Source organism: Desulfoglaeba alkanexedens ALDC (genome assembly GCF_005377625.1).
Classification (GTDB): domain Bacteria; phylum Desulfobacterota; class Syntrophobacteria; order Syntrophobacterales; family DSM-9756; genus Desulfoglaeba; species Desulfoglaeba alkanexedens.
The window spans coordinates 1,903,949-1,930,268 of record NZ_CP040098.1 but is presented as its reverse complement, the minus strand read 5'-3'; the positions used below and the strand labels follow the sequence as shown (position 1 = coordinate 1,930,268).

The 26,320-nt window shown below is 60.1% G+C and carries 27 protein-coding genes and 3 pseudogenes; 22 read left to right on the top strand and 8 right to left on the bottom strand.

All coding sequences use genetic code 11. The features are described from left to right. Positions 1-8: 8 nt before the first annotated feature. The 10 genes from FDQ92_RS15250 (at position 9) to FDQ92_RS08715 (ending at position 9,416) form a co-directional block, all read left to right on the top strand. Positions 9-161, top strand: a complete 153-nt coding sequence (locus tag FDQ92_RS15250) for a hypothetical protein (RefSeq protein ID WP_170180264.1) — start codon at positions 9-11, stop codon at positions 159-161. After that, positions 158-841: an ABC transporter ATP-binding protein gene (locus tag FDQ92_RS08755; RefSeq protein ID WP_246041642.1), complete on the top strand. Its 684-nt coding sequence runs from the start codon at positions 158-160 to the stop codon at positions 839-841. The genes FDQ92_RS15250 and FDQ92_RS08755 overlap by 4 nt, the downstream gene beginning before the upstream one ends. Beyond that, positions 838-2,055, top strand: coding sequence for an ABC transporter permease (locus tag FDQ92_RS08750; protein ID WP_137424248.1), 1,218 nt, complete (start codon positions 838-840; stop codon positions 2,053-2,055). Before FDQ92_RS08755 ends, FDQ92_RS08750 begins: the two co-directional genes overlap by 4 nt. A gap of 27 nt (positions 2,056-2,082) precedes the next feature. Beyond that, positions 2,083-3,309: an ABC transporter permease gene (locus FDQ92_RS08745; protein WP_137424246.1), complete on the top strand. Its 1,227-nt coding sequence runs from the start codon at positions 2,083-2,085 to the stop codon at positions 3,307-3,309. A 36-nt stretch (positions 3,310-3,345) separates the two neighbouring features. Then, a complete protein-coding gene (locus FDQ92_RS08740; RefSeq protein ID WP_137424244.1) occupies positions 3,346-4,410 on the top strand; it encodes a formylglycine-generating enzyme family protein in 1,065 nt (354 codons plus the stop codon). 44 nt (positions 4,411-4,454) lie between these two features. Beyond that, entirely contained in the window at positions 4,455-5,795 is a 1,341-nt protein-coding gene (locus FDQ92_RS08735) for a M48 family metallopeptidase (protein ID WP_137424242.1), read from the top strand. Positions 5,796-6,360: 565 nt separating this feature from the next. After that, positions 6,361-7,269 (top strand): metal ABC transporter solute-binding protein, Zn/Mn family, encoded by a 909-nt coding sequence (locus FDQ92_RS08730; RefSeq protein ID WP_137424240.1) that lies wholly within the window; start codon positions 6,361-6,363, stop codon positions 7,267-7,269. A gap of 10 nt (positions 7,270-7,279) precedes the next feature. Beyond that, the gene (locus FDQ92_RS08725) at positions 7,280-8,038 is read left to right on the top strand and encodes a metal ABC transporter ATP-binding protein (RefSeq protein WP_137424238.1); all 759 of its coding nucleotides are present in this window, start codon (positions 7,280-7,282) and stop codon (positions 8,036-8,038) included. A 53-nt stretch (positions 8,039-8,091) separates the two neighbouring features. Continuing rightward, complete coding sequence (locus FDQ92_RS08720) at positions 8,092-8,913, top strand: metal ABC transporter permease (RefSeq protein ID WP_137424236.1); 822 nt, start codon at positions 8,092-8,094, stop codon at positions 8,911-8,913. A gap of 32 nt (positions 8,914-8,945) precedes the next feature. Then, positions 8,946-9,416: a Fur family transcriptional regulator gene (locus FDQ92_RS08715; RefSeq protein WP_137424234.1), complete on the top strand. Its 471-nt coding sequence runs from the start codon at positions 8,946-8,948 to the stop codon at positions 9,414-9,416. Between the two features lie 112 nt (positions 9,417-9,528). On the opposite strand, the gene FDQ92_RS08710 is transcribed toward FDQ92_RS08715, so the two are convergent. Beyond that, positions 9,529-9,879 carry a hypothetical protein gene (locus tag FDQ92_RS08710; protein ID WP_137424232.1) on the bottom strand — a complete coding sequence of 117 codons (351 nt, stop codon included), beginning with the start codon at positions 9,877-9,879 and terminating at the stop codon, positions 9,529-9,531. Positions 9,880-10,052: 173 nt separating this feature from the next. On the opposite strand from FDQ92_RS08710, the gene FDQ92_RS08705 reads away from it, so the two are divergent. The 8 genes from FDQ92_RS08705 to FDQ92_RS08670 all read left to right on the top strand — a co-directional run bounded on the left by FDQ92_RS08705 (position 10,053) and on the right by FDQ92_RS08670 (position 17,916). Then, positions 10,053-10,523 (top strand): PilZ domain-containing protein, encoded by a 471-nt coding sequence (locus FDQ92_RS08705; protein ID WP_137424230.1) that lies wholly within the window; start codon positions 10,053-10,055, stop codon positions 10,521-10,523. Positions 10,524-10,688: 165 nt separating this feature from the next. After that, entirely contained in the window at positions 10,689-11,678 is a 990-nt protein-coding gene (locus FDQ92_RS08700) for a DUF4126 domain-containing protein (protein WP_137424228.1), read from the top strand. Further along, on the top strand, positions 11,653-13,425 hold the full coding sequence (locus FDQ92_RS08695; RefSeq protein ID WP_137424226.1) for a GTPase domain-containing protein: 1,773 nt from the start codon (positions 11,653-11,655) through the stop codon (positions 13,423-13,425). Before FDQ92_RS08700 ends, FDQ92_RS08695 begins: the two co-directional genes overlap by 26 nt. Continuing rightward, the gene (locus FDQ92_RS08690) at positions 13,422-15,173 is read left to right on the top strand and encodes a GTPase (RefSeq protein ID WP_137424224.1); all 1,752 of its coding nucleotides are present in this window, start codon (positions 13,422-13,424) and stop codon (positions 15,171-15,173) included. Before FDQ92_RS08695 ends, FDQ92_RS08690 begins: the two co-directional genes overlap by 4 nt. Then, on the top strand, positions 15,163-15,372 hold the full coding sequence (locus FDQ92_RS08685; protein ID WP_137424222.1) for a PLDc N-terminal domain-containing protein: 210 nt from the start codon (positions 15,163-15,165) through the stop codon (positions 15,370-15,372). Before FDQ92_RS08690 ends, FDQ92_RS08685 begins: the two co-directional genes overlap by 11 nt. Before the next feature lie 28 nt (positions 15,373-15,400). Further along, positions 15,401-16,858, top strand: a complete 1,458-nt coding sequence (locus FDQ92_RS08680) for a peptidylprolyl isomerase (protein ID WP_137424220.1) — start codon at positions 15,401-15,403, stop codon at positions 16,856-16,858. After that, positions 16,855-17,295 (top strand): hypothetical protein, encoded by a 441-nt coding sequence (locus FDQ92_RS08675; protein ID WP_137424219.1) that lies wholly within the window; start codon positions 16,855-16,857, stop codon positions 17,293-17,295. The genes FDQ92_RS08680 and FDQ92_RS08675 overlap by 4 nt, the downstream gene beginning before the upstream one ends. Before the next feature lie 72 nt (positions 17,296-17,367). Next, entirely contained in the window at positions 17,368-17,916 is a 549-nt protein-coding gene (locus FDQ92_RS08670) for a hypothetical protein (RefSeq protein ID WP_137424217.1), read from the top strand. Positions 17,917-18,225: 309 nt separating this feature from the next. Here the strand turns inward: FDQ92_RS08670 and FDQ92_RS08665 are convergent, their stop codons facing one another. From FDQ92_RS08665 to yedE, 4 genes are read right to left on the bottom strand one after another with little or no spacing between them, the layout of a single operon-like run. Then, positions 18,226-19,098: an NAD(P)H-hydrate dehydratase gene (locus FDQ92_RS08665; RefSeq protein ID WP_137424215.1), complete on the bottom strand. Its 873-nt coding sequence runs from the start codon at positions 19,096-19,098 to the stop codon at positions 18,226-18,228. Next, complete coding sequence (locus tag FDQ92_RS08660) at positions 19,083-19,649, bottom strand: putative Se/S carrier protein (RefSeq protein ID WP_137424213.1); 567 nt, start codon at positions 19,647-19,649, stop codon at positions 19,083-19,085. The genes FDQ92_RS08665 and FDQ92_RS08660 overlap by 16 nt, the downstream gene beginning before the upstream one ends. A gap of 1 nt (position 19,650) precedes the next feature. After that, positions 19,651-19,869, bottom strand: coding sequence for a sulfurtransferase TusA family protein (locus FDQ92_RS08655; RefSeq protein ID WP_137424211.1), 219 nt, complete (start codon positions 19,867-19,869; stop codon positions 19,651-19,653). Between the two features lie 11 nt (positions 19,870-19,880). Further along, positions 19,881-20,969, bottom strand: a complete 1,089-nt coding sequence (gene yedE, locus FDQ92_RS08650; protein WP_137424209.1) for a YedE family putative selenium transporter — start codon at positions 20,967-20,969, stop codon at positions 19,881-19,883. 869 nt (positions 20,970-21,838) lie between these two features. Between yedE and FDQ92_RS08645 the strand changes: the two genes are divergently transcribed. From FDQ92_RS08645 to FDQ92_RS08630, 4 genes and pseudogenes are all read left to right on the top strand, one after another. Then, positions 21,839-22,147 carry a hypothetical protein gene (locus tag FDQ92_RS08645; RefSeq protein WP_137424207.1) on the top strand — a complete coding sequence of 103 codons (309 nt, stop codon included), beginning with the start codon at positions 21,839-21,841 and terminating at the stop codon, positions 22,145-22,147. 807 nt (positions 22,148-22,954) lie between these two features. Further along, positions 22,955-23,170, top strand: coding sequence for a type II toxin-antitoxin system HicB family antitoxin (locus FDQ92_RS08640; protein WP_425457273.1), 216 nt, complete (start codon positions 22,955-22,957; stop codon positions 23,168-23,170). After that, positions 23,163-23,384 (top strand): annotated as a pseudogene (locus FDQ92_RS16255) (type II toxin-antitoxin system HicA family toxin). Before FDQ92_RS08640 ends, FDQ92_RS16255 begins: the two are co-directional and overlap by 8 nt. Before the next feature lie 95 nt (positions 23,385-23,479). Next, positions 23,480-23,896, top strand: coding sequence for a hypothetical protein (locus tag FDQ92_RS08630; RefSeq protein ID WP_137424203.1), 417 nt, complete (start codon positions 23,480-23,482; stop codon positions 23,894-23,896). A gap of 564 nt (positions 23,897-24,460) precedes the next feature. On the opposite strand, the pseudogene FDQ92_RS16490 reads toward FDQ92_RS08630, so the two are convergent. The 3 genes and pseudogenes from FDQ92_RS16490 to FDQ92_RS08620 form a co-directional block, all read right to left on the bottom strand. Continuing rightward, a pseudogene (locus FDQ92_RS16490) lies at positions 24,461-24,548 on the bottom strand (transposase); the annotation flags it as partial. 171 nt (positions 24,549-24,719) lie between these two features. Further along, positions 24,720-25,018 (bottom strand): annotated as a pseudogene (locus tag FDQ92_RS15700) (integrase core domain-containing protein); the annotation flags it as partial. Positions 25,019-25,038: 20 nt separating this feature from the next. After that, positions 25,039-26,220 (bottom strand): porin, encoded by a 1,182-nt coding sequence (locus FDQ92_RS08620; RefSeq protein ID WP_137424201.1) that lies wholly within the window; start codon positions 26,218-26,220, stop codon positions 25,039-25,041. Positions 26,221-26,320 lie beyond the last annotated feature (100 nt).

Genomic DNA, 26,320 nt, shown 5'->3' with positions numbered 1-26,320 from the left:
GTCGACACGTGATGGAATCAGCCGACCCGACGCCGGCGACGGGCGGAGGCCGGCGCGGCCGGCGAAACGTTCCCATCCTGAAATCGGAACAGCGGCCGTCGGATGCGGCCGTCGTCCACCGCCTTTGCGACTCTGATTGCAGCCGGATGGCATCGCCATGACCCTGTGCCTGATGGAAAACGTCCGAAAGACTTACCTGATAGCCGACCTGGAGGTGGAAGTCCTCAAGGGCATCGACCTGCGGATCGAGCCCGGGGAATTCGTCGCCGTCATGGGCCCGTCCGGATCCGGCAAGACGACGCTCATGAACATCCTAGGATGCCTCGACGTGGCCACGTCCGGGCGCTACGTGCTTGCCGGAACGGACGTAAGCGCGTTTTCCGATGACGAACTGTCCATGATGCGGAGCGAACACCTGGGGTTTGTCTTTCAGAGCTTCAACCTGCTTGCCTACGCTACAGCCCTCGAAAACGTACTGCTGCCCACGCTCTACCTGGAACGGCGCCGCGACGGGTTCCGGGAAAGAGCCCTGGAGCTCCTGGAGCTGGTAGGCCTGAAGGATCGGGCCGACTTCAAGCCGGCCCGGCTGTCCGGCGGCCAGCAGCAACGGGTCGCCATCGCGCGCGCGCTCATGAACGACCCGGAGCTGATCCTGGCCGACGAACCCACGGGGGCGCTGGACAGCCGTACCGCATCGGAAATCATGGAACTGCTTTCCGGGATGCACCAGCAGGGGAAAACCCTGGTGGTGATCACCCATGACCGCAAGGTGGCGGGATACGCTCAGCGGATCATCCAGATCCGCGACGGCACCATCTTGAACTCCGGCGAAGCGCCATGAAACGGTGGGGAACTCTGTTGCACCAGTCCTTGAAGGCGGTTTTCGCCTTCAAACTTCGGGGGTTTTTCTGCCTGTTGAGCGTCGCGCTGGGCATCGCCTCCATCACGATCATCGTGGGGGCCACGGAAGGAGCCTACCGCAAGGCTTTTGAGATCGTGGAACGGTTCGGTCCGGATTCCATGCTGATCGTCGGCGGCAGCGAAGAATCCCGTGCCATCGGCGTCCGGGAAAAGACCATTTCCGTGGAAGACGTGGAAGCGATCCGGGAGAGTTTTCCGACGGCCTACCTGGTGGTGCCCATGAGTTCGACGCGGGGGGTGACCGTTTCCTACGGAAACCGCAAGCACCAGACCACGATTGTCGGATCCACGGGCGATTACAGCCGGATGTGGAGCTGGCCCGTGGTCGAAGGAACCGACCTCACAGACCGTGACGTCCAGACCCTCAAAAATATCGCCCTGGTTGGAACCTACGTGGTGGAACAGCTCTTCGGCGCGGTGGCCCCCGTAGGAAAATACATTTTCGTCCGAAACATTCCGGTGCGCGTGGTGGGCGTGTTGGAAGAACGAGGCACCAGCCCCGCCGGGCACAGCATGGACGACCGAATAATCATGCCGCTCACCACCGTCATGCGAAAGATCCTCAATGAAACCACCTATGTTTCGTCCGTACGGGTCCGCTTCCTGGACGCCGCCGACATGGAACGGCACCAGGAGGAACTGAGGCGGTTCCTGAGGGAGCGCCATCGGACGCCGCCCGGAGAACCCGACGACTTTCGAATCATCTCCCCACGGGAAATCGTGAAATTTCTGGTGGCCCTCACCGGGTCTCTAGTCGTTTTTCTAGGCATCACCGGCATCATGTCGCTGGTGGTGGCGGGCTTCGTCCTCGCCAACCTGTTCCTTCTGTCCGTCAACGAACGGCGGCGGGAAATCGGCCTTCGGCGTTCGGTGGGAGCCAGGCGCCGGGACATCCTTTTCCAGTTCCTGGGCGAATCGGTTATCCTTACGGGCATGGGGGGTGTGGTCGGCTTCGTCGGAGGTCTGGTCGCTGCGCGTCTGCTCACGTTCGTGGCGGATTTCCCCATGTATTTTTCGTGGAAGGCGTTTGCCGCGGGGTTCGGCCTTTCGCTTTTGATCGGCCTGATTTTCGGGCTGCAGCCGGCTTCGCGCGCCGCCCTGGTGAACCCCATCGATGCGATCCGAAACGTCTGAAAGCCCTGCAGTGTTCCCGGACCAGCCATGAAGCGGATCTGGTTGAATCTTTCCATCGCCCGGCGTTCCCTGGCCCATTTCAAAACGCGGACGGCCCTTGCGGTGCTGGGCGTCTTTCTGGGAACGTTTTCCCTGGTGGTGGTTTCCAATCTTTCGAGTACCATGGCCAAAAAGACCCAGGTTGAGATCGCGGCCCTGGGCGAAAACCTGGTCATCGTGCAAAGCGGCACGGTACACCGATTCAGCATCCGCCTGAGTCTCATCAGCCAGGCGAACAACCTGACCTTGGAAGACGCCTGGGCCATTCACCATCAGACCAGATTCGTGGAGGACGTTTCCCCTTCGGGAAGTAAGACGTTCGGGGTCCGCTTCGGGTCCGTGGCTCTCTCCGCAACGCTCATCGCCGGCGTGACTCCCAACTATCCGCAAATACGCAATTTCCGCGTCAAGCACGGCAGCTTTTTCACGGAGGCCGACGATGCGGCCATCCGAAAGGTCGCGGTGCTGGGCCACAAGGTGGCGGAAAAGCTTTTTGGAAGCCGTGACCCCATCGGCGAATCGGTTTTGATCCGTTCCATTCCCTGCCGCGTGATCGGGGTCATGGAGGAAAAAGGAGCGGATATTTCCGGTTTCGATCAGGACAATCAAATCTTCGTCCCGCTGAACACGTACTTGAAACGGTTCGTCAACCAGACGTTCCTTTCAACCGTCTACGTGCGGGTTTCCGACGAAAGAGCCATTCCCGGGGCCATCAAGGAGATCGAAGCCCTGCTGCGCAAACGCCATCGTATCAGCCCCGGAGAGGACGACGACTTCACCGTCATCGACATGAAGGACGTCCTGTCGCTCAAATCCCAGGCCACGGATATGATCCGTCTGCTGGGGCGCATTTCCGCGACGGTCTCCTTTGCCATCGGAGGCATCGGTATTCTTTCCATCATGATTCTCATGGTCAACGAACGACGCCTGGAAATCGGCATACGCCGGGCGGTCGGGTCGCGGAAACGAGACATTGTCTGGCAGTTTCTGATGGAGTCTTCGTTCATTTCACTGAGCGGCGGCTTAGTGGGCATCGTTTGCGGCTTCCTTTTCAGCACGATCCTCTTTCGGATCCTCAGGTTTCCCTTCCAGGTTTCCTGGTTCGGTCTGGTGTTTGCCTTCGTCGCCTCGGTCGCCGTGGGCGTCATGGCCGGGATCTACCCTTCGCGGCGTGCCGTGGCCGTCCAGCCGGTAGACGTCATCCGATCGGCATGAAGCAGGAACAGCCCACGAAGGGATCGCGGTCGGGATATGACATCAAGGGTCAAATGGTTTCTCGCCGGCATCCTCCTGGCCGGCATCCTGCCGGCGACATGGGCGGCAATGGATCGGGGGCAGCCTTCTCTCGACTTTCTGCGCCGGCCGTTGGAAACGAGTGCGGATCTTCTGCGGAGGGTCAAGCCACCTCGGGAGACGTCACAGCAAACCGCCGAAGGCGGCGCCGCGGACCGGGGTCCTGCGGAAGTCGCCTCCATCACTCTCAAGACCTGGATTGAACCCGTGACCGGGATGCAGTTCGTCTGGATCCCCGGCGGCTGCTACCGGATGGGCAGCCCGCCCGGGGAAGAGGGGCGGGACCCCGACGAAGGGCCGGTGCATGAGGTGTGCGTGGACGGTTTCTGGATGGGCCGCCATGAAGTCAGCCGGGCGCAGTTCCAGATCTTCACGGAAGCTTCGGGCTACGTGACGGAAGCCGAAAAAGACGGCTACTCCTGGGTTTACACCGGCCGGTGGGAAACACGAAGCGGCTTTTCCTGGCGCCGTGTCGGCTTCGAACAGGATGAACGCCACCCCGTGGTGCACGTTTCCTGGAACGACGCCGCGGCTATGGCGGAATGGCTCAGCCGGGAAAGCCGCGGATCCTTCCGGCTTCCCACGGAAGCCGAATGGGAATGGGCCTGCCGTGCCGGAACCGACACGTCACGCCACTGGGGGGACGACCTGGGCGAAGCCTGCCGTTATGCCAATGCGGCGGACCGCACGGCGGCGGCGGTATTTCCGGCCTGGACCATTCATCCCTGCAGCGACGGGTTCGTCCACACGGCGCCGGTGGGACGGCTTCACCCCAACGGGTTCGGTCTGTACGACATGTTGGGAAACGTCTGGGAATGGTGTCGGGACGTTTACGATCCGGAAGCCTACGCTGGGCATTCCCGGGAAAACCCGGTGGTGACCGATCGAGCACCGGCTCGGGTGACCCGGGGAGGAAGCTGGTACAGCCGCCCGCAGTTCGTCCGTTGTGCCGGGCGAGACCACCTGAGTTCCCCTCAGCGGCGAAGCAACGACCAGGGATTCCGACTGGTGAGAAAACCCTGAACGCCTTGGAACCGATCAGACGGTACACATCGAAGGAGGGTTCCGTGAAGCGGTTTTCTGGAACAACGAAAGCGGAAGCCACTTCGGGCATCCGAATTGGGATCGCGGTGCTTGTGTTTGCCCTGGGCGGCATCGCGGCATGCGCCACCAATCCGGTTACGGGAACGCCCCAGCTGTCGCTCATGAGCGAGCAGCAGGAACTCGAAGCCGGTACAAAGCTCTACCCCCTCTACACACAATTGTCTTACGGCCTTTTTCAGGACGAGGCGCTCCAGGACTACGTGAACTCCATAGGGCAACGCCTGGCCGCGGTGAGCCACCGGCCGAACCTCCCCTATGCCTTCAACGTGGTGAACAGTTCGGACCTCAACGCTTACGCGCTGCCGGGCGGAAAGATTTCCATCACCCGCGGCATGGTAGCCCGGATGGAAAACGAAGCCCAACTGGCGGGCGTTCTGGGCCATGAAATCGGCCATGTGGCGGCGCTTCATCATCTGGCCACCTATACCCGTCAGGTATTTTCGGGACTCCTTTCCGCCGTGGGCATGGCGGCCCTCCAGACCGCCGCAGTCCCCGCCGGCGGCCTGATCAGACAGGTCGGACTCCTCGGTGTCAACCTGACCCTGGCCAAGTACAGCCGTGACCAGGAGCGGGAAGCCGACAAGCTGGGCATGGACTACATGGCGCGCGCGGGCTACAACCCGGCGGGCTTTGTCCAGGCCATGGCCCTGCTTATGGATGAAATGGACCGTCAACCGTCCCTGCTCGAAAGCTACTTCTCCAGTCATCCACTGACGTCGGAACGGGTGGCGGACGCCAACCAGCGGCTGTCGCTGTACGGGCCGGAACTTCGCACCCCCGAAGCTCTGAGGGAAGCATCGTTTCGCGAGGCCACGGCGTACCTGCGCCAGGTTCAGCCCGCTTACGCCCTGATGGACCAGGGAAAAACGGCCATGAAGAACGGAGACTCCCGGCAGGCCCTTCAGCTGTTTCAAGAAGCGACGGTTCGCGCTCCCCGCGAAGCCCTCATCTGGGTCTACCGGGCCGCCGCCGAAGGCGAAGCCGGCTTGGAAGAACAGGCCCTCCAATCCGCGGAACGCGCCGTCTCGCTCTACCCCGATCTCTTTCACGGCCGTTACGTGGCAGGGGTCCTGGCGTTCGAAAGCGAAGACTACACCCGCAGTCTCACCCACCTCAAGGCGGCGGAGCGCCTCATCCCCGGCCAGCCCCAGGTCACCTTCTACCAGGGACGGAATTTCGAAGCCATGGGACGGCGCGAAGACGCGGCACGCGCCTACTACGCCGTGCTTAAGAAGGTCCGGAAAGGCCCCATGGCTCAGTACTGCTACCGCCGGCTGGTGCAATGGGGCTACCTGCGGGGATGAGGGCCTTGTTCGTATGGGAGCAGTCTTGGCCGCGCGATGCAAACCATCTGTGGGAGCGGCGCCCTCGCCGCGATGAACCAACCCCAATGCCCCGCGCCATCGGCCCGAGGGCGGGCCTCTCACGGGTGCCCCACTCTGGGAGCGGCGCCCTCGCCGCGATCGGGATCGCCGGCAAGCCGGCTCCTACAGGGCATGAGTCGCTCCTTCCCCTTGTTCCCAAGCTGGAGCTTGGGAACAAGGGGAATCCCCAAAAGAGTGAAGGGTATTCTCAGACAGGCTCCTTACTTTGCGCTTGACTTGGCTCCTCCGCCGATGCAAACAAGTTGCATCGGTGCCGGGAGGTCGCTCCAAAGCCCAGGGAACGCTCATCAAGGGCAGGCCGGGCTTCCTGGACGGTGAGCTCCTCGGGTCGCGAACCCATGGAGCGGATCCTCTCTACGGCGTAACAGGCGGCCGTTTTCCGCAAGCGCCGAGCGAATCCGGCAGTCTTGCAGCAGCCTCCCGGCCGGAAAATGCGAGGCATCGACCCTCTTCGGTACGGAATTTTCCCCAACGAGAGGACTCCATGAAGCGGCGCGACCTTCTCATCTTCGCCATTGCGGTCACGCTCCCCTGGTTTTTCCGAGCTCCCGCTTCGGCCGAAAAGCCGTTGGTAGCGTGCGTGAGCGTCCTTCCTCAGAAGTATTTCGTGGAGCGTATTGCAGGGAATCAGGCTGAAGTGATGGTGATGGTGGAGCCCGGAGCGGTGCCTCACACCTATGAACCCACGCCGCGGCAGATGGCGGCACTGTCCAAGGCCGCGGTTTATTTTTCTATCGGCGTTCCTTTTGAAGACGCGTGGCTTCCGAAAATCCGTAAGACGCATCCAAGCCTTTCCGTCGTACCCACCGATGCCGGAATTGCAAAGCTTCCCATGCGGGACGCCTACGATCAGCGACACGCCGGCGACGGTTCGGCGGAATCCCGAGGCGAAGATCACGAGCACGGGGTCCTGGATCCGCACATCTGGCTTTCCCCGCCGCTGGTGATGCTCCAGGCGCGGCACATCCTCACGGGACTACTGGCGGTGGACCCGGACGGCACCGCGGAATACGAAGCCAACTACAAGCGGTTCATTGTGGAACTGGTGGACTTGGACGGGGAAATCCGTTCCCTGCTGAGAAAGCGAAACGGCAACCGCTTCCTGGTTTTTCACCCGGCGTGGGGTTATTTCGCAGACGCCTACGGCCTGGAACAGATTTCGGTGGAAGTGGAAGGCAAGGAACCCAAGGCATCCCAGCTGCAGGACCTGATCCGGGGTTCCCGCGAAGCCGGTTTCCCGGTGATCTTCGTTCAGCCGCAGTTTTCCGCAAGGAGCGCGGAAGTGGTGGCGAAAGCGGTGGGAGCGCGACTGGTGGAAGCGGATCCCCTGGCCGCAGACTGGGCGGAGAACCTGCGGCGGTTCGCCATCGAACTGCAGGCCGCCCTGAAGTGAGGTTTTCCTGATGGCCCCTGTGGCGGAACTCCGGAATCTGTCCTTTTCTATCAACGGCTATCCGATTCTGGTCGACGTGGACTTCGCTGTGGAGCCGGGCGAATTTCTGGCGGTGATCGGCCCCAACGGCGGCGGAAAGACGACGCTCATCAAGCTGATGCTGGGACTGCTGGAACCGGATCGCGGCTCGGTCAGGCTCTTCGGTTCCCCCCCCAGGAAAACGCGCCACCGCGCCGGGTATGTTCCTCAAAATATCCACGTCAACCTGGATTTTCCCATTTCGGTTCTGGACGTGGTGCTCATGGGCCGGAAGCGCCGGAAATTCGGACTGGCTCACCCATCCCGGGAGGACCTGGCCGCGGCCCGTGAAGCGCTGGAATGGCTCGGAATGTGGGATCTGAGACACCAGCGGATCGGGGAACTGTCGGGAGGTCAGCGGCAGCGGGTTTATATCGCCCGTGCCCTGGTAGGCCGTCCCGAAGCGTTGTTCCTGGACGAACCGACGGCCAGCGTGGACGCGGAAGGCCAAACGGCGCTCTACGAGCATCTGAAGGAATTGAACGAAACCGTCACCATCGTGGTGGTGAGCCACGACGTGATGGTGCTTTCGAGCTACGTGAAGTCGGTCGCCTGCGTGAACCGGCGTGTCTATTACCACGCCGCTCCGGAGGTCACTCCCGGGATGCTGCAGATGGCTTACCGGTGCCCTGTGGAACTTCTGGCTCACGGCCACCTGCCCCACCGGGTGCTGCCCCATCACGACAAGTGAATGCGGTAGGAACCACGCCATAGCGTCGGCGTGAAGATCACCGAAAGGAAGGCATGGAAGGGTTTCTCGCGGGTTTCCAGTTCGAATTCATGCGGAACGCGCTGTTCGCCGGGTTGCTCGCCAGCTTCATCTGCGGCGTCGTCGGCACCTACGTGGTGGTCAACCGCATCGTTTTCCTTTCCGGAGGGATCGCTCACGCGGCCTACGGAGGTGTGGGGCTCGCCTTTTTTCTCGGGCTTCCCCTGCTGCCGTGCACCCTGGTGTTTTCCACTCTGGTGGCCCTCGTCATGGCTGCGGTGACGCTCAAGTCCCGCCACCGGGCGGACACGGTCATCGGCGTCATCTGGGCGCTGGGCATGGCCTTCGGCGTGATCCTCCTGGACCTCACCCCCGGCTACAACGTGGACCTCATGAGTTACCTGTTTGGAAGCATCTTGGCCGTGCCCGCGTCCGATCTGTGGATCATGTTGGGTCTGGGCGGGGTCATCCTGGTGATCGTCACCACCCTTTACGGAGATCTCCTGACCCTCTCCTACGACATGGACTTTGCGCAAGTGCGCGGGATCCCCGTCACGATCCTCTACGGCCTGCTGGTGGTCCTGGTGGCGCTGTCCGTGGTGGTGGTCATCCGCATGGTGGGTCTCATCCTGGTGATCGCGCTGCTGACCATCGCCCCTCATATCGCCGAAAGACACTCCAATTCCCTCGCCTGGATGATGGCCTGGGCCACGGCTTTCAACGTGGGCTTCACCTTGGCGGGGCTCTTCCTGTCCTACAGGTACGACCTGACATCCGGAGCGACCATCATCTTGGTGGCTGGAACGGTGTTTTTTCTGTCGTTCGCCTGGAAGCGCCGGGGACAGCCGGCCGCCTGACCGGCTTTCCTGCACCCATAGAGGACACCATCATGTGCTCCCGGTGCGATTACGCAAACCTGCTCGGCCGGTCCGGACTCCACCCGACGCCGAACCGCCTCGCCGTGCTGACAACCGTTGGAAACAGCCCGTCGCCCCTCACGGCCCAGGACATTTACGACCGGATCAGCCGTGCCGGGAACATCAACCGGGTGACAGTTTACCGCATTCTGGACCTGCTGGTGGCCCATCGGCTGGTGGAACGCCTGACCGCCGGAAACAGAACCTTCCGCTTCGGCCTCGCTCCCAACCGGAACCATCCAGAACACGCCCATTTCCTCTGCCGGCGGTGCGGAGCCATGGAATGCCTTCCGCCGGACAGGCCCCGGGTTTCAACGCTGACGGCCCAGGCGGAACCGTCGGGAATCGTGGAAAGGGTGGAAGTGCGATTTGAGGGCATCTGCCGCCGATGCCTCCAAAACCAGCGTTCCGGTTCCGAAGACACCGGAAGCCTTCCCCCATAAGCGCTAAGTTGTTTTTGCCCGGTATCGACTGGACAAAATGAACATCGAACATTGAACGTCCAACATCGAATGGTGAATGGGAGAAAAGGAACCAATGTTCGATGTTCGATGTTCAATTGAGATCGCGTTCAAGATCCTGGAAAAGGTCTTCCAGCACGTAAAGGGAGCGGTCGAGTTCGTTCAGCCTTCGGGCCAGGAGGTGCAGGCGGGCTTCATCACGGACTGCGACCAGGCGATCAAACCCGGCGGCTTCCAGATCTCCTTTCTCAGGCGAAGGCACATTGGGGTCCTTGCGGACCCGTTCGAGCACCTCCACCAGGTGGTAGAGGGACGGTTCCTGTTCCAAGGAACGTTGGTAGCCGCGTTCCTTGAGGAACGCCGCGATTTTCGGGAAAACTTTCCGCAGGCCTCCCGGCCCGTACACGGGCAACAGGCGGATATCGATCTGCATCCAGCGGCTCATGGTGCGGTCTCCTCGGATCGATTTTTTCAGTTTTGCGCGTTTCATGCCGATTCAGCAGGCGATGATATTGCGCGGGCCAGAGCGTTTGACATGGCCTCAAGCGCCTGTCAAAGAAGGCGCCCGGCGCCTTCGGGCCCTTGGAACCACGACTCAACCGGTGAAAGTTCCCAGCCATGCAAACACTCAAGGTTTTTGTCTGTAACGACGGTACGGCGACAATCATCTGCCCCGGTTGCGCCAAGCACCGGACCATCGATGCGACCGGCATCGGGGCTTCCCGCCGGGAGCTCCGCGTGCGCTGCAGCTGCAGCCGCGAGTTTTCCATCATCCTCGAAGGCCGAAGGAATTATCGAAAACCGGACCTGATCTTCGGCCATTACCGAAAGAAAGACGGTGACGGCCGCTGCTTCGACATGACAGTGGAAGACCTTTCCTGCGGCGGCCTTCGTTTCAGCAGCTTTCGCGATCATCATCTCGAGAAAGGCGATCTGGTTCAAGTGGAATTTCCTCTCAAGAACAGCCGAAACGACAAGGTCCAGGCTCTGGCGGAAGTGCGCTGGGTGAACGGGTATATGGTGGGCGCCGAATTCGTGGACCTGGATCCGTTTACAGAAAAAACTCTCGGTTTTTACCTGATGCCGTGAGTTGGACGGCTTTGGCCGAACACGTCCGGTTCCCGCATCGTCCAAGCGGAGAGCGGCCTGCATGGTTTGCGGCGCCCCGCCGGAATGCTTGGAGACCGGGGCCGAGGCACGCGGTTTCAAGCCGCCGGCAAACTGGCGTGACCGGACGCACGAGGAAACCGCCCCATGGAAGTCATCGCGCAGCTGGGTTCTCTTCTCGGGATTTCCTTCATCTCGGGGATCAATCTCTACGCCACCGTGGCCGTGGTGGGCCTGTGCGTCAAGCACGGGCTCGTCCAGGGTCTTCCCCCGGAACTGAACGTGCTGGCTCACGACGGGGTCATCTTCGTCGCGGTTTGTCTCTACATGATCGAATTCTTCATGGACAAGATCCCGGGGCTGGACACCCTCTGGGACACCGTCCACACCCTCATCCGACCCCTGGGCGGTGCCATTCTGGCGCTCATGCAGGTGGGGGAGGCTTCCCCGGCCATGGAGGTCATCGTGTTCCTGCTGGGCGCCAGCCTGGCGGCCGCGGCTCACGTGACCAAGGCCGGGACACGGCTCCTGGTGCAGGCCAGCCCGGAACCATTTTCCAACGTACTCCTGAGCCTGACCGAGGACGTGGCCGCCGTCGGTTACGCCTACCTCAGCCTGGCGCACCCCACTTGGACCTTTTTTGTCACCCTCGTCTGCCTTGCCGTCATTCTGGTGGTGCTTCCCTTCCTTTTCCGCACGATCCGTATGCTCCTGGAAGCGCTCTTTTTCAGGATTCGAGCGCTGGTGGTTCCGGTGGAGCCGGCGGCTGCCTCCGACGGACTGCCGTTCCATTGGGACCAGTTCTTCGAAAACGTCAAGCATCCCGGCGAGCAGGTAATCTGGACCGCCAAGGCCTACGCCGCGAAGATTCCTTCGGTTCCGCGGGCGGCCGGCATCCAGCTGGTGGTCACTACGGCGAACCTGTACGCGCTGTACCGAAGGCGGTTCCGTTTTCAGGCGAGGAAACTCGAACGATCGGCGATTCAGCAGCAACGGACCTACCCGGGCCGGGTGCTCGCCCGGTGCCTGATTCGAACCCCCGGGGAAACCTGGTTGGTGCAGATGTACCAACCTCTGGCCCAAACCCTTCCGCAGGAGCCCCTCGCCCGCGATGCCCAACGTCATGACCCAACCTGAGAAGCGCCCCGAGTCTTTGGACGGCGATGTCCTTCCGGATCTGGAATGGGTGGGGCGGGTTCGATGCCCCGGGTTGACCCCCGATGCGGCATTTCTGGAGTCATGGCTGGATGAGCTGGGAAAAAGCCTCGCCGTTTTTCGTTACAGGAAGGACTTCCCGGGGTTCTGGATCGCTTTTCTGGGTGGGACCGGCACCGGAAAGTCGACGCTTTTCAATGCGATCTGCGGCGAAGAACTGAGCGCCACCGGGGTGGAGCGTCCCAAAACGGCCGGGGCGGTGCTCTACGCTCACAAAGACTGCCCGGTGGAACGCCATTTCCCCTTTTCGGCCGTTCCCGTGGTGAGGCAAGCCGCAGGAAGCGCCGAAGCAGTCCCGACCTCCGGCCGCCTCGGGGAAATCGTTCTCCTGGAACACGACCGGGAAGACCTGAGCCACCTGGTCTTCGCCGACACCCCTGACCTCGACAGCGTGGAAGCCGCCAACCGGCGGATCGCGGAAGACCTCCACGACCTTTCGGACGGCATCGTTTTCGTTTCGAGCCAGGAAAAGTACGCCGACGACGTCCCTTACCGGTTCCTGGTTCGGGTGGCCCGTGAAGGCCGGCCCTTCTACCTGCTTTTGAACAAAGCCGAGCAGCGGATGACCCGGGAAGAGGTCCTCGAAGTGCTGGAAACCGAAGACGTTCGCTTTTCGGCGGACCGCCTGTGGCTGCTCCCCTACACCCCGGGATCTCCATGGAAGGAACTGCCCTCCAGCCCGGCCTTTCAGGAATTCAGGAAGGCGTTGCTGCAGGATTTTTCGAAAGAACGACTCGGAGCCCATCGAACCCGTCGGCTGCGGCGGGAATCGGAAAAACTAGCGGCACGGCTCGAATCCCTTCTGACCCTGCTCGATGCGGAAAATCGGGCGGCGGAATCCTGGAGGCGACGGCTGGACGCCCTTCTGGCCGAATCCACCCGCCGGCTGATCGAAGAAGAGCAAAAGCGCTTTTCGGCGGAAAGCCGGGCCTATCTTCAGGCCGAGATCAGAAGACTTTTCACCAAGTACGACGTGCTGGCCAAGCCCCGCCGTTTCGTCCGGGAAATCCTCCTGGCACCCCTTCGACTTCTGGGAATGCGCGGGCCGGCGGTTCCGGAATCCCATGAAAAGACTCTGGAAAAGATCCGCCGCAAGATCGACCTGCATCCCATCCATGCGGCCCTGGATCATCTCAACCGGAGGGTTCTGGAAGACCTCTCGCCCGCGGACGCCGATTCCCCTCTGTACCGGAAGATGCGACAGCCAGGGATGGAACTCAGCCGCGAAGAAGTGCGGGAGATCGTGTGGAAGGCTCAGGACGAGCTGGTGCTCTGGCTGGAGGAAACCTTCGCCCGGCTGGCCAAGGGGATTCCCAGGAGCAAGGAATGGGGAATCTATTCGACGTCCATCCTCTGGGGCATCCTGATCGTATCCCTGGAAGCGGTGGTGGGAGGCGGACTTTCCGGGCTGGACGTGGCGCTGGATTCGGCACTGGCTCCGTTTGTCACCAAGGGGGCCGTGGAACTGTTCGCCTACCATGAAATTCAGCGGCTCGCCCGCGAACTGGCGGAGCGCTACCAGGCGGGGCTGCTCTCGGTGGTCCGCGAACAACGGGACCGGTATGAGCGCGCCCTTCAGTCCCTCATGACCGACGGGTCCACCCGGCAGCAACTGGAATCGTGGAAAAGCGCTCTCCGCGCACGGCATCGAGAGGCTGAAACCGCATGAATGCTTCCGTCCACCGACTCCAGTCGGACCTGGAACGCTTCACCCGCTTTCTCGAAGAGGGGGAATCGCTGTCGTTGACTTCCGAAGAACGGGAGTCTCTCCACGCCGCCGCTTTGGAACTGCGTAAAAGGCTCGAAAACCTGGAAACCCGTTCGCTTGTGGTGGGCATTCTGGGAGGGACCGGGGTCGGAAAGTCTTCGCTCATGAACGGCCTTGCGGGCTCTCCCATCGCCTCGACCAGTCACCGGCGCCCGCACACCGACCGGGTCCTCGTCTACCGGCACGAAAGCACGCCTCTTCCGGAAGCCGTGCGTTCCTGCCCCGTCCCATGGGTGGACGTCCCGCACCAAGCGGACGCCGTTCGACAGATCGTCCTGTGCGACCTGCCCGATTTCGACAGCCTCATGGGCGAACACAGGGAACGGGTCCTCGGCTTTCTGGAACACTTGGATCTCGTCATCTGGGTCACCTCTCCGGAAAAATACGCGGACGCCCTCTTTTACCGGTTCATGGAGGGCGTTTCCAAGGCGCGGGAAAATTTCTGCTTCGTACTGAACAAGTGCGACCATTTCTTTGCCGGGGGCTCCGGCGAAGACGGCTACCGGAACCTGGACGTGGTGACGCGCCGGTTCCTGGCCCACCTCAGGGAACACGGCTTTTCGGAACCGCTCCTCTTCGTGGTTTCCGCCAGGGAAGTTCTGGAGAATCCGGGTAACCTATCCCCATGGAATCAGTTTCCAGCCTTTCGGCGGTTCGCCTTCCAACAACGCGACGCCAAGGAAATCCGGGGGATCAAGGAAGCCAACCTGGATGTCGAAGTGGACGTCCTTCTGCAGGCGCTCGACCGGGAAAGCCTGACCCTCGAGCTGTTCGAAACGGCCCTTTCGGAGCTGGAACGGGAATTCAAGGATCTTCACTCGGAGTGGATGCAAGCGGGCCGGCGGATCTTGGAGCCTTGGATTGAAGGGGAACTGAAAGAAAAGGTAATGCTGTCCCTTCAGGACCCGGAACACCTCCGAGGCGCCGCACGATGGGTCTATGTTCTGAGCCTTCAATGGGAACAGCGCTTTCGGAACGGAGGGGTTCCGCGGCGGGAGCCGGGGTTCTTCGCACCGCCCGAAACGGTGGTGCGAAGCCTGGAACAGCACGGACAGTGGCTGCAAAACCGGATCACTCATGGCCTGCTCCGCCGCAACGTGCCGCCCGCCGTCCGATCGCGCATCCAGGAAATGCTGCAACTGCCGGAAAGTCCGGGCTCCCTGGCCGAAGAACTGTCCGAAAGGACGTCTCTGCACCTGAAGGGGCGACCGGGCCCCGGCCTTGTCTGGTTTCGCCTCCGCCAGACGGCAGCTTCGGGGATGCTCCTCGCCCTCCTCCTGGTGGCCCTGGGGGGCGAAACGGCATGGGGAACTTTCCTGGAACAGCCCTCGCCCGCATCGTCGGCGCGCCTGGTCCTGGCGATCGTCCACGCGGTCTTCAGCGGCAGGGGGCTGGCCGCCCTCGGAAGCTACAGTCTTCTCCTCTTCTTCCTGGGACTGCGCTTTTCGCGCCGCTACAAGAAGATCTTGCAGCGAAAGGCTCAAAAGATTATAAAATCCCTCGAATCGGATTTCATAGCGTTCTGGGACAACCGGTGGAACGACGTCCTGACCCGGATCGAAGACCTCAAGAAGGAGGTTCAAGCCCGAAAGACGAGCGTTGCGGCGCTCCGAAAGCCGCCTCAAGGACCCCGAACCCATGCCGGTTAAAATCCTCATCCTCACCGTTCTCTTCGTGCTTCCCCTGGTGCCGACGTTCTGGGCCATTCAGGACATTCCGAGGCGCCGGTTTCAAACACGGCGCCGGAAGGTGACGTGGTTTTTCGTGGTATCCTTGCTTCCCTGCATCGGAGCTCTCGCTTACCTTGCCTTCGCCCGGCGTCGTACGCAGCCCATGGAATGGCAGTGAATCTTCGACTAAGGAGGTCGATCGACTCATGCTCCATCTCTTTCGAAAACACGCCACCTCGTGGCTGATCAAGGTCGCCCTGTTCGCCATCGTGATCGTCTTCATCTTCTGGGGCGGCTATTCCTATCAGAGCCGCAAGGCAAACCAGCTCGCCAGGGTGGGCGATACGTTCATCACATTCGCGGAATACGATCAGGCTCACGACCAGCTGCTGGAAATGTACCGGCGCCAGTTCGGAGACAACTTTTCCCCCGAATTGGCTCGGCAGTTGAATCTCAAGCAGCAGGCCTTGAATCTGCTCATCGACCGGCTCGTCATCGCCATGGCCGCCCGGGAACTGGGGCTTGAATCCACTACCGAAGAAGTGCAGCGCGAAATCCTCGAATACCCCGTTTTTCAGAAAGACGGGGTATTCGACCAGGAACGATATGTTTTCATTCTCCAACAGAACCGCATGTCCCCGGCCATGTTCGAAGGCCGCCTGGCCCAGGATCTGATGCTCCGCAAAGTCGAAGACTTCGTGCGGCGGCAGGCCGTGGTGACTGAAGACGAAGTGACGGAGGACATCCGCTTCAACCACTCGGAAATCCGCCTGGCCCACACCACCGTCCGACCCGAACCCATCGAGAACCTCCCTTCACCCGACGACGCGGAAGTGCAGGCCTATTTTGAACAACACAAGGAAAGATACCGCGAACCTGAAAAGCGGCGCTTCGCGTGGGTGCTTTTCAGAGTGGAAGACTATCTGGAAAGCGTTCAGGTGACGGACGAGGAAATCAGCCTGTACTACGAGGATCATCCGGAGGAGTTCCACCAGGATCCCCAGGTCCGGGCACGACACATCCTGTTTCGGGTGGCGGACACCGCTCCGGAAGACGAGGTGAACGAAATCCGGGCCAAGGCCCTGGACGTCCTGGAAAAGGCCAAGGGAGGCGAGGACTTCTCCCAGTTGGCCCTGGAACATTCCCAGGATCCGGGTTCGGCGACCCGCGGGGGTGATCTCGGCTATTTCACCAGGGAACAGATGATCCCGACCTTCGGGGAAGCCGCCTTTTCTCTCAAACCCGGCGAAATCAGCGATCTCGTCCGTACCCCCTATGGGTTCCACATCATCAAGAACGAAGACATGAAGCCGGAAAAGACCACTCCCCTCGAAGAAGCCCGCCCCGCCATCGAAGCGCGACTCAAGCACAACAAGGCTCAGGACCTGGCCTACGAAAAGGCCCTGGAATTTTCCGACCTTGCCTCGGCCGAAGGCGACGTGGTCAAGGCGGCGGCGTCTGCGGCCATGGAAGCGCCGGCCCCGGAGCGCTGGTTCGTCCAAGGGGAACCGCTTCCGGATGTGGAAGCGGCTCCGGAAATCAGCCGGGCGCTGTTCGACCTTCCTGAAGGAGGGATCAGCCGGGTGCTGGAGTCCGAATCCGGGTACCTGGTTGCACAGGTGAAGGCCGTCAAGGCTTCGGAAATCCCCCCCTGGACGCGGTGAAACAGCGGGTGGTCGGCGACTTCAAGCGGGAAAAGGCGCGCCAGGCCGCGCAGCAGCGGGCGGCGGAGCTCCTGAAAGCGGCCCGCGTTGCGGGAAGCCTTGAAGCGGCGGCGGCGGAGGAAAACCTGGTCATCGAAAAGACGGACTGGTTTTCCCGGGAGAGGTTCGACCCAAAGCTTCTGCTGCGTCCGAACGATCGGGACGAGGTGTTCTCGCTGAGCGAAGCTCACCGGTTCCCGGAAGCGCCGCTAGCGGTGGACGGCGGTTTCGTGGTCTGCGAACTTCTGGAAGCGCGGCCCCCGTCCGAAGAAGTCTTCGCCAAGGAACGCGAGGCCACCCGCCGCAGGCTCATGGCTCAGAAACAGGCACAGCTCTGGCAAGCCTGGCTTGAAGACCGGCGCGCCAAAGCCAACGTGGAAATCCTGCAGGAACTCTGACGGAAGCCCCGGATCGTAAACGCGCCGCAACCTCGGGTGGTTTTCTTCAGAAATGCTGAGAAGGCTTGGGAAATGACCATCGAGGATCGCATCGAAGCCGCCGAAGGACTCTTCACGCGCCGCGGGGCTTCATTCATCGCGGACGAACGGGTGCGGGTATTGTTGAGCGCTTATCGCGAAGCCCTGGAGGAAACCGCCCGGATTTTCGCTCGGAACCGCATCGGTGCCTTCTGTTCGGCGTGCGCCGCCAAGGTGCCCGGAGGCTGCTGCTTTCAGGAAATCGAAGACACCTACGACCTCGTCCAGCTTCTCGCCAACAGGCTGCTGGGCGCACCGCTTCCCCGTACCCGCCTATACGCCGGCCAATGCATCTTCCTGGGGCCCCGGGGATGCACCCTGCTCGCCCGCGATCCTTTCTGCGTGAATTACTTCTGCCCGGAAATCAAGGCCAGCCTGGGTCCGGCCGCCATGAAGGAGATCCGGACCGTCGTCGGCCGGGAACTCACCGCCGGCTCGGAACTGGAACAGGCGCTCAGACTCCGCATACCCGGAGTACAGCCTGTCCGGTCTCCGGCCTTCCCCGCACCCGCCGGGAAGGCTCCCCTTCGAGACTTCACGTGAATCCGACGGTTAGGAACGGCCTTGGCCGCGAGCCGCGACGCGGATCGTCGGCAAGCCGGCTCCTACAGGGGATCGGCCCGGTGTTTCGTTATCGGTAGGAGCGGGCTTGCCCGCGACCCGTAAAACCGGCAATGCCGCGCTGATCCTGATCGCTGACAAGCCGGGGCGCAGCGACGCTGCGCCCCTATCATACTGCCGTTTGCGAACCGCGCTACGCGAAAAAACGGACACTGCATCCCCAGAAGGCTAAAGGGTATTCTCAGACAGCTTCTTATTGCGTAAATTTAAGTGTCGATCGACAGATGTGGTTCATTTGAGTTCGCCGGGGGTGTCGATCACTTGCTTCAGGGCCACAGGAATCTGGCGCACTATGGCTGCGATCTGAGTGGCCGGAGTCGGATCGGCCAGGTGGCCGGCCAGGCGGTTCACCCGGGCGGCCATGACGGCGGCCCTCTCGACGGGCATTCCGCTGGCCGTCAAAGCCGCCGCCAATCCGGTGAGTGTGTCACCGGTGCCGCCCATGGCCTCCATGGCCGGACTGGCCGGTGCATCCACGGTGGCCTGGACCCCTTCGGCGCAAGCCAGGTAATCCGTGCGTCCCTTGACCAGAAGCCAGCGGGCCGCGTTGGCATTCTGATAAGCCCTATGGATGAGCTCGGGCACCCGGTCTTCCTGGTGCAAAATGAACCCACGGGTGTAAAACGGATGGGGCGCATCCTCGTCGGCCAGAAAAGCCAGCTCGCCCGCGTCCGGGGTGAACAGGTCGTATTCCCGGGCCTGGCCGCTCATCTTGGCGGCGTACATGAAGCCGGCGTCCGCGATGAGCACCGGCCTGGGGTGCATCTTCTCCACGGCGAAGAGGACCCGGTTGTGCCAGTCCACATCCGGCTGGAGGTAGTGAAAAACAACCACCGTCCAGGGGTGACGGGGCAGCTCGACCTCCAGGTGGGCGTACAGCCGCCGACTGCCGTCGCCCCGGCCGATGTCGCCCACCAGCCAAGCCTGAACCGGCGGCAGAGGCAGGACCCGGGCGACCGCCACCACAGCGCCCGCCAGGGCCGGAGTGCCCCGCTGGATCGCCACGGTCCGCCCGCCTATGACCAGCCGGTCGTTTTCCATTCGCAGCGGCCCAGTGACCAGGGGAAACTCGGCATCCGGAACGGTGCCTACGATGCAGAGCATTGGCGGCAAATCTCCTCGTAGGCCAATTCCAGGGCGTAGCCGCAGAGGGTGTGGCCGATTTCCCGGGGCCGGGGCGCTTCGGTCAGGGACTTTCCCACCATCTCCTGGGCCAGGTAGGGCACGTCCGGGCACCCCCCGCCGGAGATGTTCACAATGGTCCGAGTGCTCTTTTCGATGCAGATCTTCATGTTGGCGGCCCGCACCATCAGCCAGTCGCCGTAGTCGACGGTCTGAAACAAGTCCACCGGCGTCAGCAGGGGACCGGTCACCGGCACCATTTCCAGCGGCACCGCCTGGGCCTCCTCGAGCAGGCGCATGATCTCCAGCCGCTGGATGAGGGGGAACTCGATGACCAGGTCGCAGCCGCGCTGGATCTCCGGCGGCGGTCCCATCACCCTCACCGGCCAACCGGCCGCCTTGAGGCGGTTCTCGGCCCGGATCACATCGCTGGTGTTCTCGAAGATCAGGATTCCGCGGTCGGCCTTGGACCCCTCGGCGGCCTGCCCCCGGCCGCCCCGGATGCCGTTTTTCAGAAAAGATAACAGTCCCATTTCACTTCCTCGCCAGCGTGATCTTGTAGCCTTCGCCGTCGGGCGCAATGTTCTGTATCGTGCACCCCTGGCTCACCGCCGCGCGGATCACGTTCTCCTTGGAGGTATCGGTATCCACCAGCACGACGATCTCGTTGTCCGTGCCGCTCTTGATCTCGCTGAGGGTCATGAGCACCGGCTGCGGGCAGGAAAGCCCCCGGGCATCGACTGTCACCGCCATTTTTGATCTCCTTATTTGACTGTTTGACGCATAGTAAAACCGATGAACAGACACACCGCCATACCGACGACCACAGCGGCCACCCCGTGGGGGCCCAGGCCCTCGGGAGAGCTGGCCAGACCGAAGTTGTGTGCGATGCCGGCGCCGACGATCATGCCGAAGACAAAGAGGGCTGAATCCCCGTCGCCCTCGCCGGCCAGGAAGAGCTGGCGCCCAGGGCAGCCGCCGGCCAGGGCGAAGGCCAAACCGGCAAGCATCATGCCGGCGAAGTTCCAGACATGGAGGGTATGGGCGACCGGCTGGCCGACGAATCCCGGTTTGAACTGGCCGAGGATGAGATTGGTGATGAAGGCGAAGATGACCAGAGTGATAAACCCGCCGAACAGATGGGTCTGGCCGAAGAGGATCAGGTCGCGCAGAGCGCCCATGGTGCAGAAACGGCTGCGCTGGGCGAGAAAGCCGATGAGCAGACCGAGGCTCAGCGACACCGGCAGCGGGGCGTGCATCGCTCCAGGGCCTTTCTGGCTATAGAACAACACTCCGCTCTGCGCTTGGTCGGGTACCTGGGGGTAGATAAGCATCAGGACGAGAAAACCGACCATGGTCAGGGGCAGCAGCCATCCCGCCGAAGCGTAGGTCTTCTGGCTGCGGCCCAGGTTGTAGCCGCTCTTGAGAAACAGGGTGCCGATCCAGATGCCGAAGGCCAGTCCGGCCAGGCCCAGTATGGCGTTTCCGTCACCGCCGGCCAGGCGCAGCATGGCCCGCCAGGGGCAGCCGAGAAACACCAGGGCGCCGATCATGGCGAATACGCCCAGGATGAACCGCACCACGGGCGCCGAGCCCAGCCGCGGCCGGTATTCCTTGAAAAGATACGCAGCGACGAGGGACCCGAGCACAAACCCGATGATCTCCGGCCGGATGTACTGGACCACCGCTGCTCGGTGCAGACCCAGAGCCCCGGCGATGTCGCGCTCGAAGCAGGCCACGCAGATCCCCATGTTGCCCGGATTGCCCAGTTTCTGGAGCAAGGCGGCCAGCACGCCGATCGTCGCCCCCACGCCGATGATCCCCCACCGGGTGGCGAACCAGTTCTTTCCCATCCTCTCCTCCTTCACGAAATTGCTGACCTAACTACAGCTCCCCAGAATAGAGTGTTCATTGTGAGATCTTAAAATTCCCTGGAAATTCCCCCTTGTTCCCAAGCTCCAGCTTGGGAACAAGGGGAAACCCTCCCAAGGCTCCAAACGAGTTCAACTACCCGCCAACCCTGACCGAATACAAAACGATAGTTCCTATCCGATGAGCCTTTCTCATCAGGACTTTCAAAGGATGGATCGGTTGGCAGGTATGCGAACAGCTGTATTCATGAGGCTCTCCTTTGGCTGGCCTCCGGGCTTGATGCCCGCCACGGCGGCGCAAGCCACAGCGCCGTGCAACGCTGGCTCATGCCGGCGGCATGCCGTGGGTCAACGTCTCCGGAGTGCCTTGGAAAAATCAGAAAAAATACTTTGCGGCGGCGCACCGGTTCCCTGCCCATGCCTGCCGACCCGGACGGCAATGGCTGGAGATTCAGGTAAACCCGAAGCGCCAAATAAACATGATGGATGACCTGCCTTGGTTACTGCAGAAGACGCTTGTCGAATCAGTAGGTCCCTTAAACGGGAAAGACGGCGGTTGTCAAATCGATAAAATCGATGTCAAAAGGGTTTCCCATCGAAATTATCGACGGACAGCCGACCATGCGAGAATGACCAAAAATAGGTTCTCTGCCAAGGGAAGAAGTGACACCCCAAAATGGACCGTCTGTGATAACCGAATTTTGACTAGCCTGATCTCTGCTTGGTTTAGGATGACATGGGGTTCGATCCCTTCATTCAAGAGAGCAGAAAATAAACGAACGGTCCAGCCCTCTTGTGACTGGGACCGCAAAAAGCGTACCCTGTGATCACTTACGGAACGGGAGTCCGGCATGGCGAAGAAAAAGCTCTTACGATGGCGATGGGATCCCGAAACCGGCCGGCTGGCCTGGGAATACGTGCGCTCGGGCGTTCCCGTGGCCACAAGCGGGGGTGAAGTGCCGGTGAGGAAAGCGCTGAGCGCTTTGATCGACCTGGCCGATGAACTGGAGGAGTCCGACCGGGGCGACGAAGCGGAACGGGTCATGGAGGAATGGGCGGCGTTGGCCTGGAGCCTCAAGGACCAGGTCGACGCCGAACTGAAGCGCGCCATCGAAGAAGCCTGCACGGAATGGTGGGACGCTGACAACGAAGAAGAGTGACACTTCTCCCCCTGGCATCCCGCTGCCCGTACCCGATCGTTCCGGGCCGGCGCGGCCTGTCCGCACACCGCACCGGCGGCCTCAGACCATGTATTCCTTTTTCGCTTCCTCCTTCCAGTAGGGTCGCGAAAGATCCTCGAAGATGGTGATGGCCGCCGCGGCGCTCGGTACACGTGCCATTCCTTGGCCAGGTCGTCGTTCAGGTCGTGTTCTTCGAACGCGATCTTTTCCGAAAGCCCCTGAAAGATCTTGACGAGATTCCGGGCGGCTTCGGCGATTTCCCGCGGCTGCCGGCGGTCGGTGAAAAGGTAGATGGAAACCGTGTACGAAAGCCGCTTGAAGACCTCCTTGAGCTGCTTTTCCAGGTCCTTTGGCAACGCTTCGTGTCCGGCCATGCTGCCTCCCCGCATCGAAAAGGAATGGGCTTCCCCCTGTCGCTTCGCCGGTCGGGAAGACGCCGGAGTACCAAGGGGAACATCCCGCTGGTCTCACGGATGGGACGCAAACGCTTGAATAACCCGCAGACCCTCACTCGTGTCCAATGTAGCCCAACCGCCGCCGCTTGGCAATGCGGGCCCGAACGCCGCCCAGGCCGGCCCCGACGCGCCGCCTTCAATGGCTCTTCAACCGAAACGCTTACGGGGCGTTCGCAGCCCCGATGGCCCAGGCCGTCATATGGACCACAGAGCTTGTTGACAGCCGTTAAATCCACGCACTATAATTTTGCCATGCGGTCTTCGGGGTTTTTGGATGCCCTTTAACATTCCTTTATATGATGAGTAGTTTTAGGGAGATAAGATGTCATCAATGAAATTTACAGCAATTATTGAACGCGAAGGTGATGGATACGTATCATTATGCCCGGAATTAGATATCGCAAGCCAAGGGAATAGTGTGGAGCAGGCCAGGGACAATCTTCGCGAAGCATTGGAACTATTTTTCGAAAGTGCATCACCCGAGGAGATAAAGCAGCGACTTCATGACGAGGTTTTTGTGACACAATTTGAGGTGGTGGTTGGGTAAGCTGCGAGTTCTATCTGGCAGAGAGGTATGCTCGATTTTGGCAACGCATGGCTTCATAGAAATCCGTCGCCGCGGTAGCCACATCGTCATGCAGAAAAACCTTCCCCAAAGCACAATAACGGTTCCTGTCCCAGACCATGATTAAATCAAAATTGGAACGCTTCGATCCATTATCCGTCAGTCCGGGCTGCCTCGGAGTGAATTTGAAACATGAGGTTTGGTGCCTAGCAAGGCCCTGCACCTGACCGCTATTCTGCTGCGCTCCATAGCGGCAGGTGAGCTTGGGCGTTATGCCGCTTCGAGGTGCACATGAAGCTTGACAGCCAAATTGTCGGCAACGCAGGTCTCTATTTCACTTGTTACCATCTCTCACTGCTTGGGTGGAACGCTATGCCGACCGCGCGCAACGCTCGGGGCATCGATATCGTCGCGTACAGTCGCGATGGAAAGCGATATCTTGGCATTCAAGTCAAATCGCTCAGTAAGCAGGCACCAGTACCCCTCGGTGCGTCAATAGAAAATCTAATGGGCGACTTCTGGGTGATCATCAACAAACTCAGCTCGGAACCGACAGCATTCATCCTCACACCCCACGAAGTGAAAAGACTTGCGCATCGCGGCGAGAAGGATGGCAGGGTTTCGTTCTGGCTTCAGCCCAACTCCTACGAAACCGACGAGTTTCGCGAAGCTTGGGATAGGATTGGACGTGGCGACGGCGCGGCATAACCAATAAGGATTGAGCCGACCCAAAACCGCTAAGCTTCAAGGCGTAGGGATGGCTAGCGGGTCGGACTCAATCCATTGTTCAATAAGCCCGATCTTATTATAGGCTAATGATTGGCTGGGGCTGGAAAGGTGCCGCTAAAGTTCAGTGGCGGATGGGCTGAAATCCGGTGGTTTGGGGTTTGGTAAAGCTGCTCTTTGAAAAAAGTCAGTTGCCGGAGTGGTTTTCATTGTCGTCCATGGTCGTGATTTTGTGTTTCCGACGGTAAATTGAGAAAAAAAGCAACAGTCGTCCTGTCCGCCGGCGAAGGCGGCTAAAGAGACGGTCCGAAAGCGGGCTGCGATGCGGCCGCTTTTTCTCAGGATAGCAGGCGGTTAAGTTTCTTTACCCCGGATTCCAACTCTCGCCTACGGCAAGTTTGTAGGCGAACACCAGTCGGCCCCGACAATGCGGACAATAAGGATAGTGAGCCTCCACGGCCCTGCTTTCCGGTCGTGGCGCAACAAAAGTATCCAGAGAACGTTCAATCGCCGCCCGGACATCGTCCAAAGTCACAGTCGAGACCGAGCCCAGGAAACCGTAATATCGGATTTTCATGAAGCCGGTCGGCAGCACATGCTGAAGGTAGCGCCGGATGAACTCCAGGGCATCAAGGTCAAGAGTCCGCCATACACTAATTTACCAAGGGGTCCGTGTCTCACCTACATTGGCACAGAGGGAACGAAGTCATGCCGCCCTGGCCGATGTTCGCTGTCTATTGGCATCAGCCGGTGGGTTGAGCCAAACTTCAGGAACGGGCTCCCAGTTGCGGATGTTGCCACTTCAGCGTTCTGGATGGCGGGCCTCGGCCTCTTCGTACACGCGCCGCCGACCGGCCAAAATGTCGTGGTCTTCTCCGTCGTGCCGCTGGCAAGGAGTGACAAAACGGATAGCGCTGTGCTGGTGATCATGGTTGTACCAACGCACAAATTCAGTACCCAACGCCGGGCCTCTTCGAGGCTCTCAAACCCGCGGTACGGATAGTCCGGCCGGTATTTGACTGTCCTGAACAGGACCTCCGAATAGGGATTGTCGTCACTCACGTGCGGGCGGCTGTAAGAGGCGGTCACCCCCAATGCTTCCAATTTTGAAGGACTACTTCCACTCAAAATCCAAGCGCAAACTGAAGGGTGATTGTTGTATTGTCCCTAATTGCAGAATCTGGAACTTCCTCATCCTGATCCATAAAAGAGGCCTCCAAGCTGATTTTGTTTGCCACGCCTTTTAGATAATAGTTTAGCCCAAATCCGTAAATCATCGTATCATCGTCGCCGCTTTCATCTGAATGAATATTTTGCACCTGAGTATACGGCTGAAGGTTGCCTAACGCGAGTTTATCCCCAAAATAGTACCCTATCTTAGCGGAAATGATATCGCCATCATCTCCCGCGCCCAATTGGGTCCATGTGATGGCATTGGGAACGTGCGAAATATTGATGTAAGAAAGGACCAAGGTCAGGCTATTTCCCTGTGCCATCGGTTGATCGTAAGTAAAATCAACAGTCCAGGCTGTATAATCATCCTTTTTCCCGGCGATCACCATGTCATGTTCAAAATCAAAGCCCGCACCTATGGCAAGGATTCGCTTGGTTCCCAGATAGGTCTCAGAATTGAACCACTTTGTTTCAGGATCGAAGAAACTGTAGCTAAGACGCCCAGCAAAACGCACATTATCGTCGGGATTTTTTGTATTGTTATCTTCCCCATCTCCTATCATCAATCGATACTGTAACTTATCCTCCAGAACATTACCCCACAGTGTGATAGAATCATCGCGACCGATATTACTGGGATAAAATATACCGCTGTGCGACCCACCTTGGCCCCAGTCAAGGTCAAGCGTCAACATCGCTTTGGTGGAAGTGGTCCCGTAATTGCGTGTAAAGGGGATATACATCCGGCCGACCTGGACCATAAGATCATCGCCAAGGATCTTATAATTGAACCAGGCATCCCGCACGGCAATACCCGATCCCAGGCCTTTATCTGAATCATTGGTGATCTCGTCCATCCCCAACTTGTCACTGGCAAAATGAACAAAGAAACTCAGTTCAGGCGTAATGGTACCATCTAAGTAAAAATAACTACGGCGGATGAGGAAATCGTTTAGGTTATCATCGTACTTCTCGTCATCATTATCCATATTCATATCCGATATATTTTGAAACCAAACCTGCCCCCACCAACCTACGTTTAACGACATGTCGTCTTTTTTGTATATTTCAACTGCCATGGCTATGGATGGCAAAAGTAACCCAGCCACAAAAAAACCGAAAATTCTTTTCATGTTCACTCCTCCTCCTTTCAGTAGTAATAGCCTGCGCTGATTATAAAATAAGGGGATAGAACAATGTTACTTTGATTCCCTGAGTCAACTTAACCTAGAT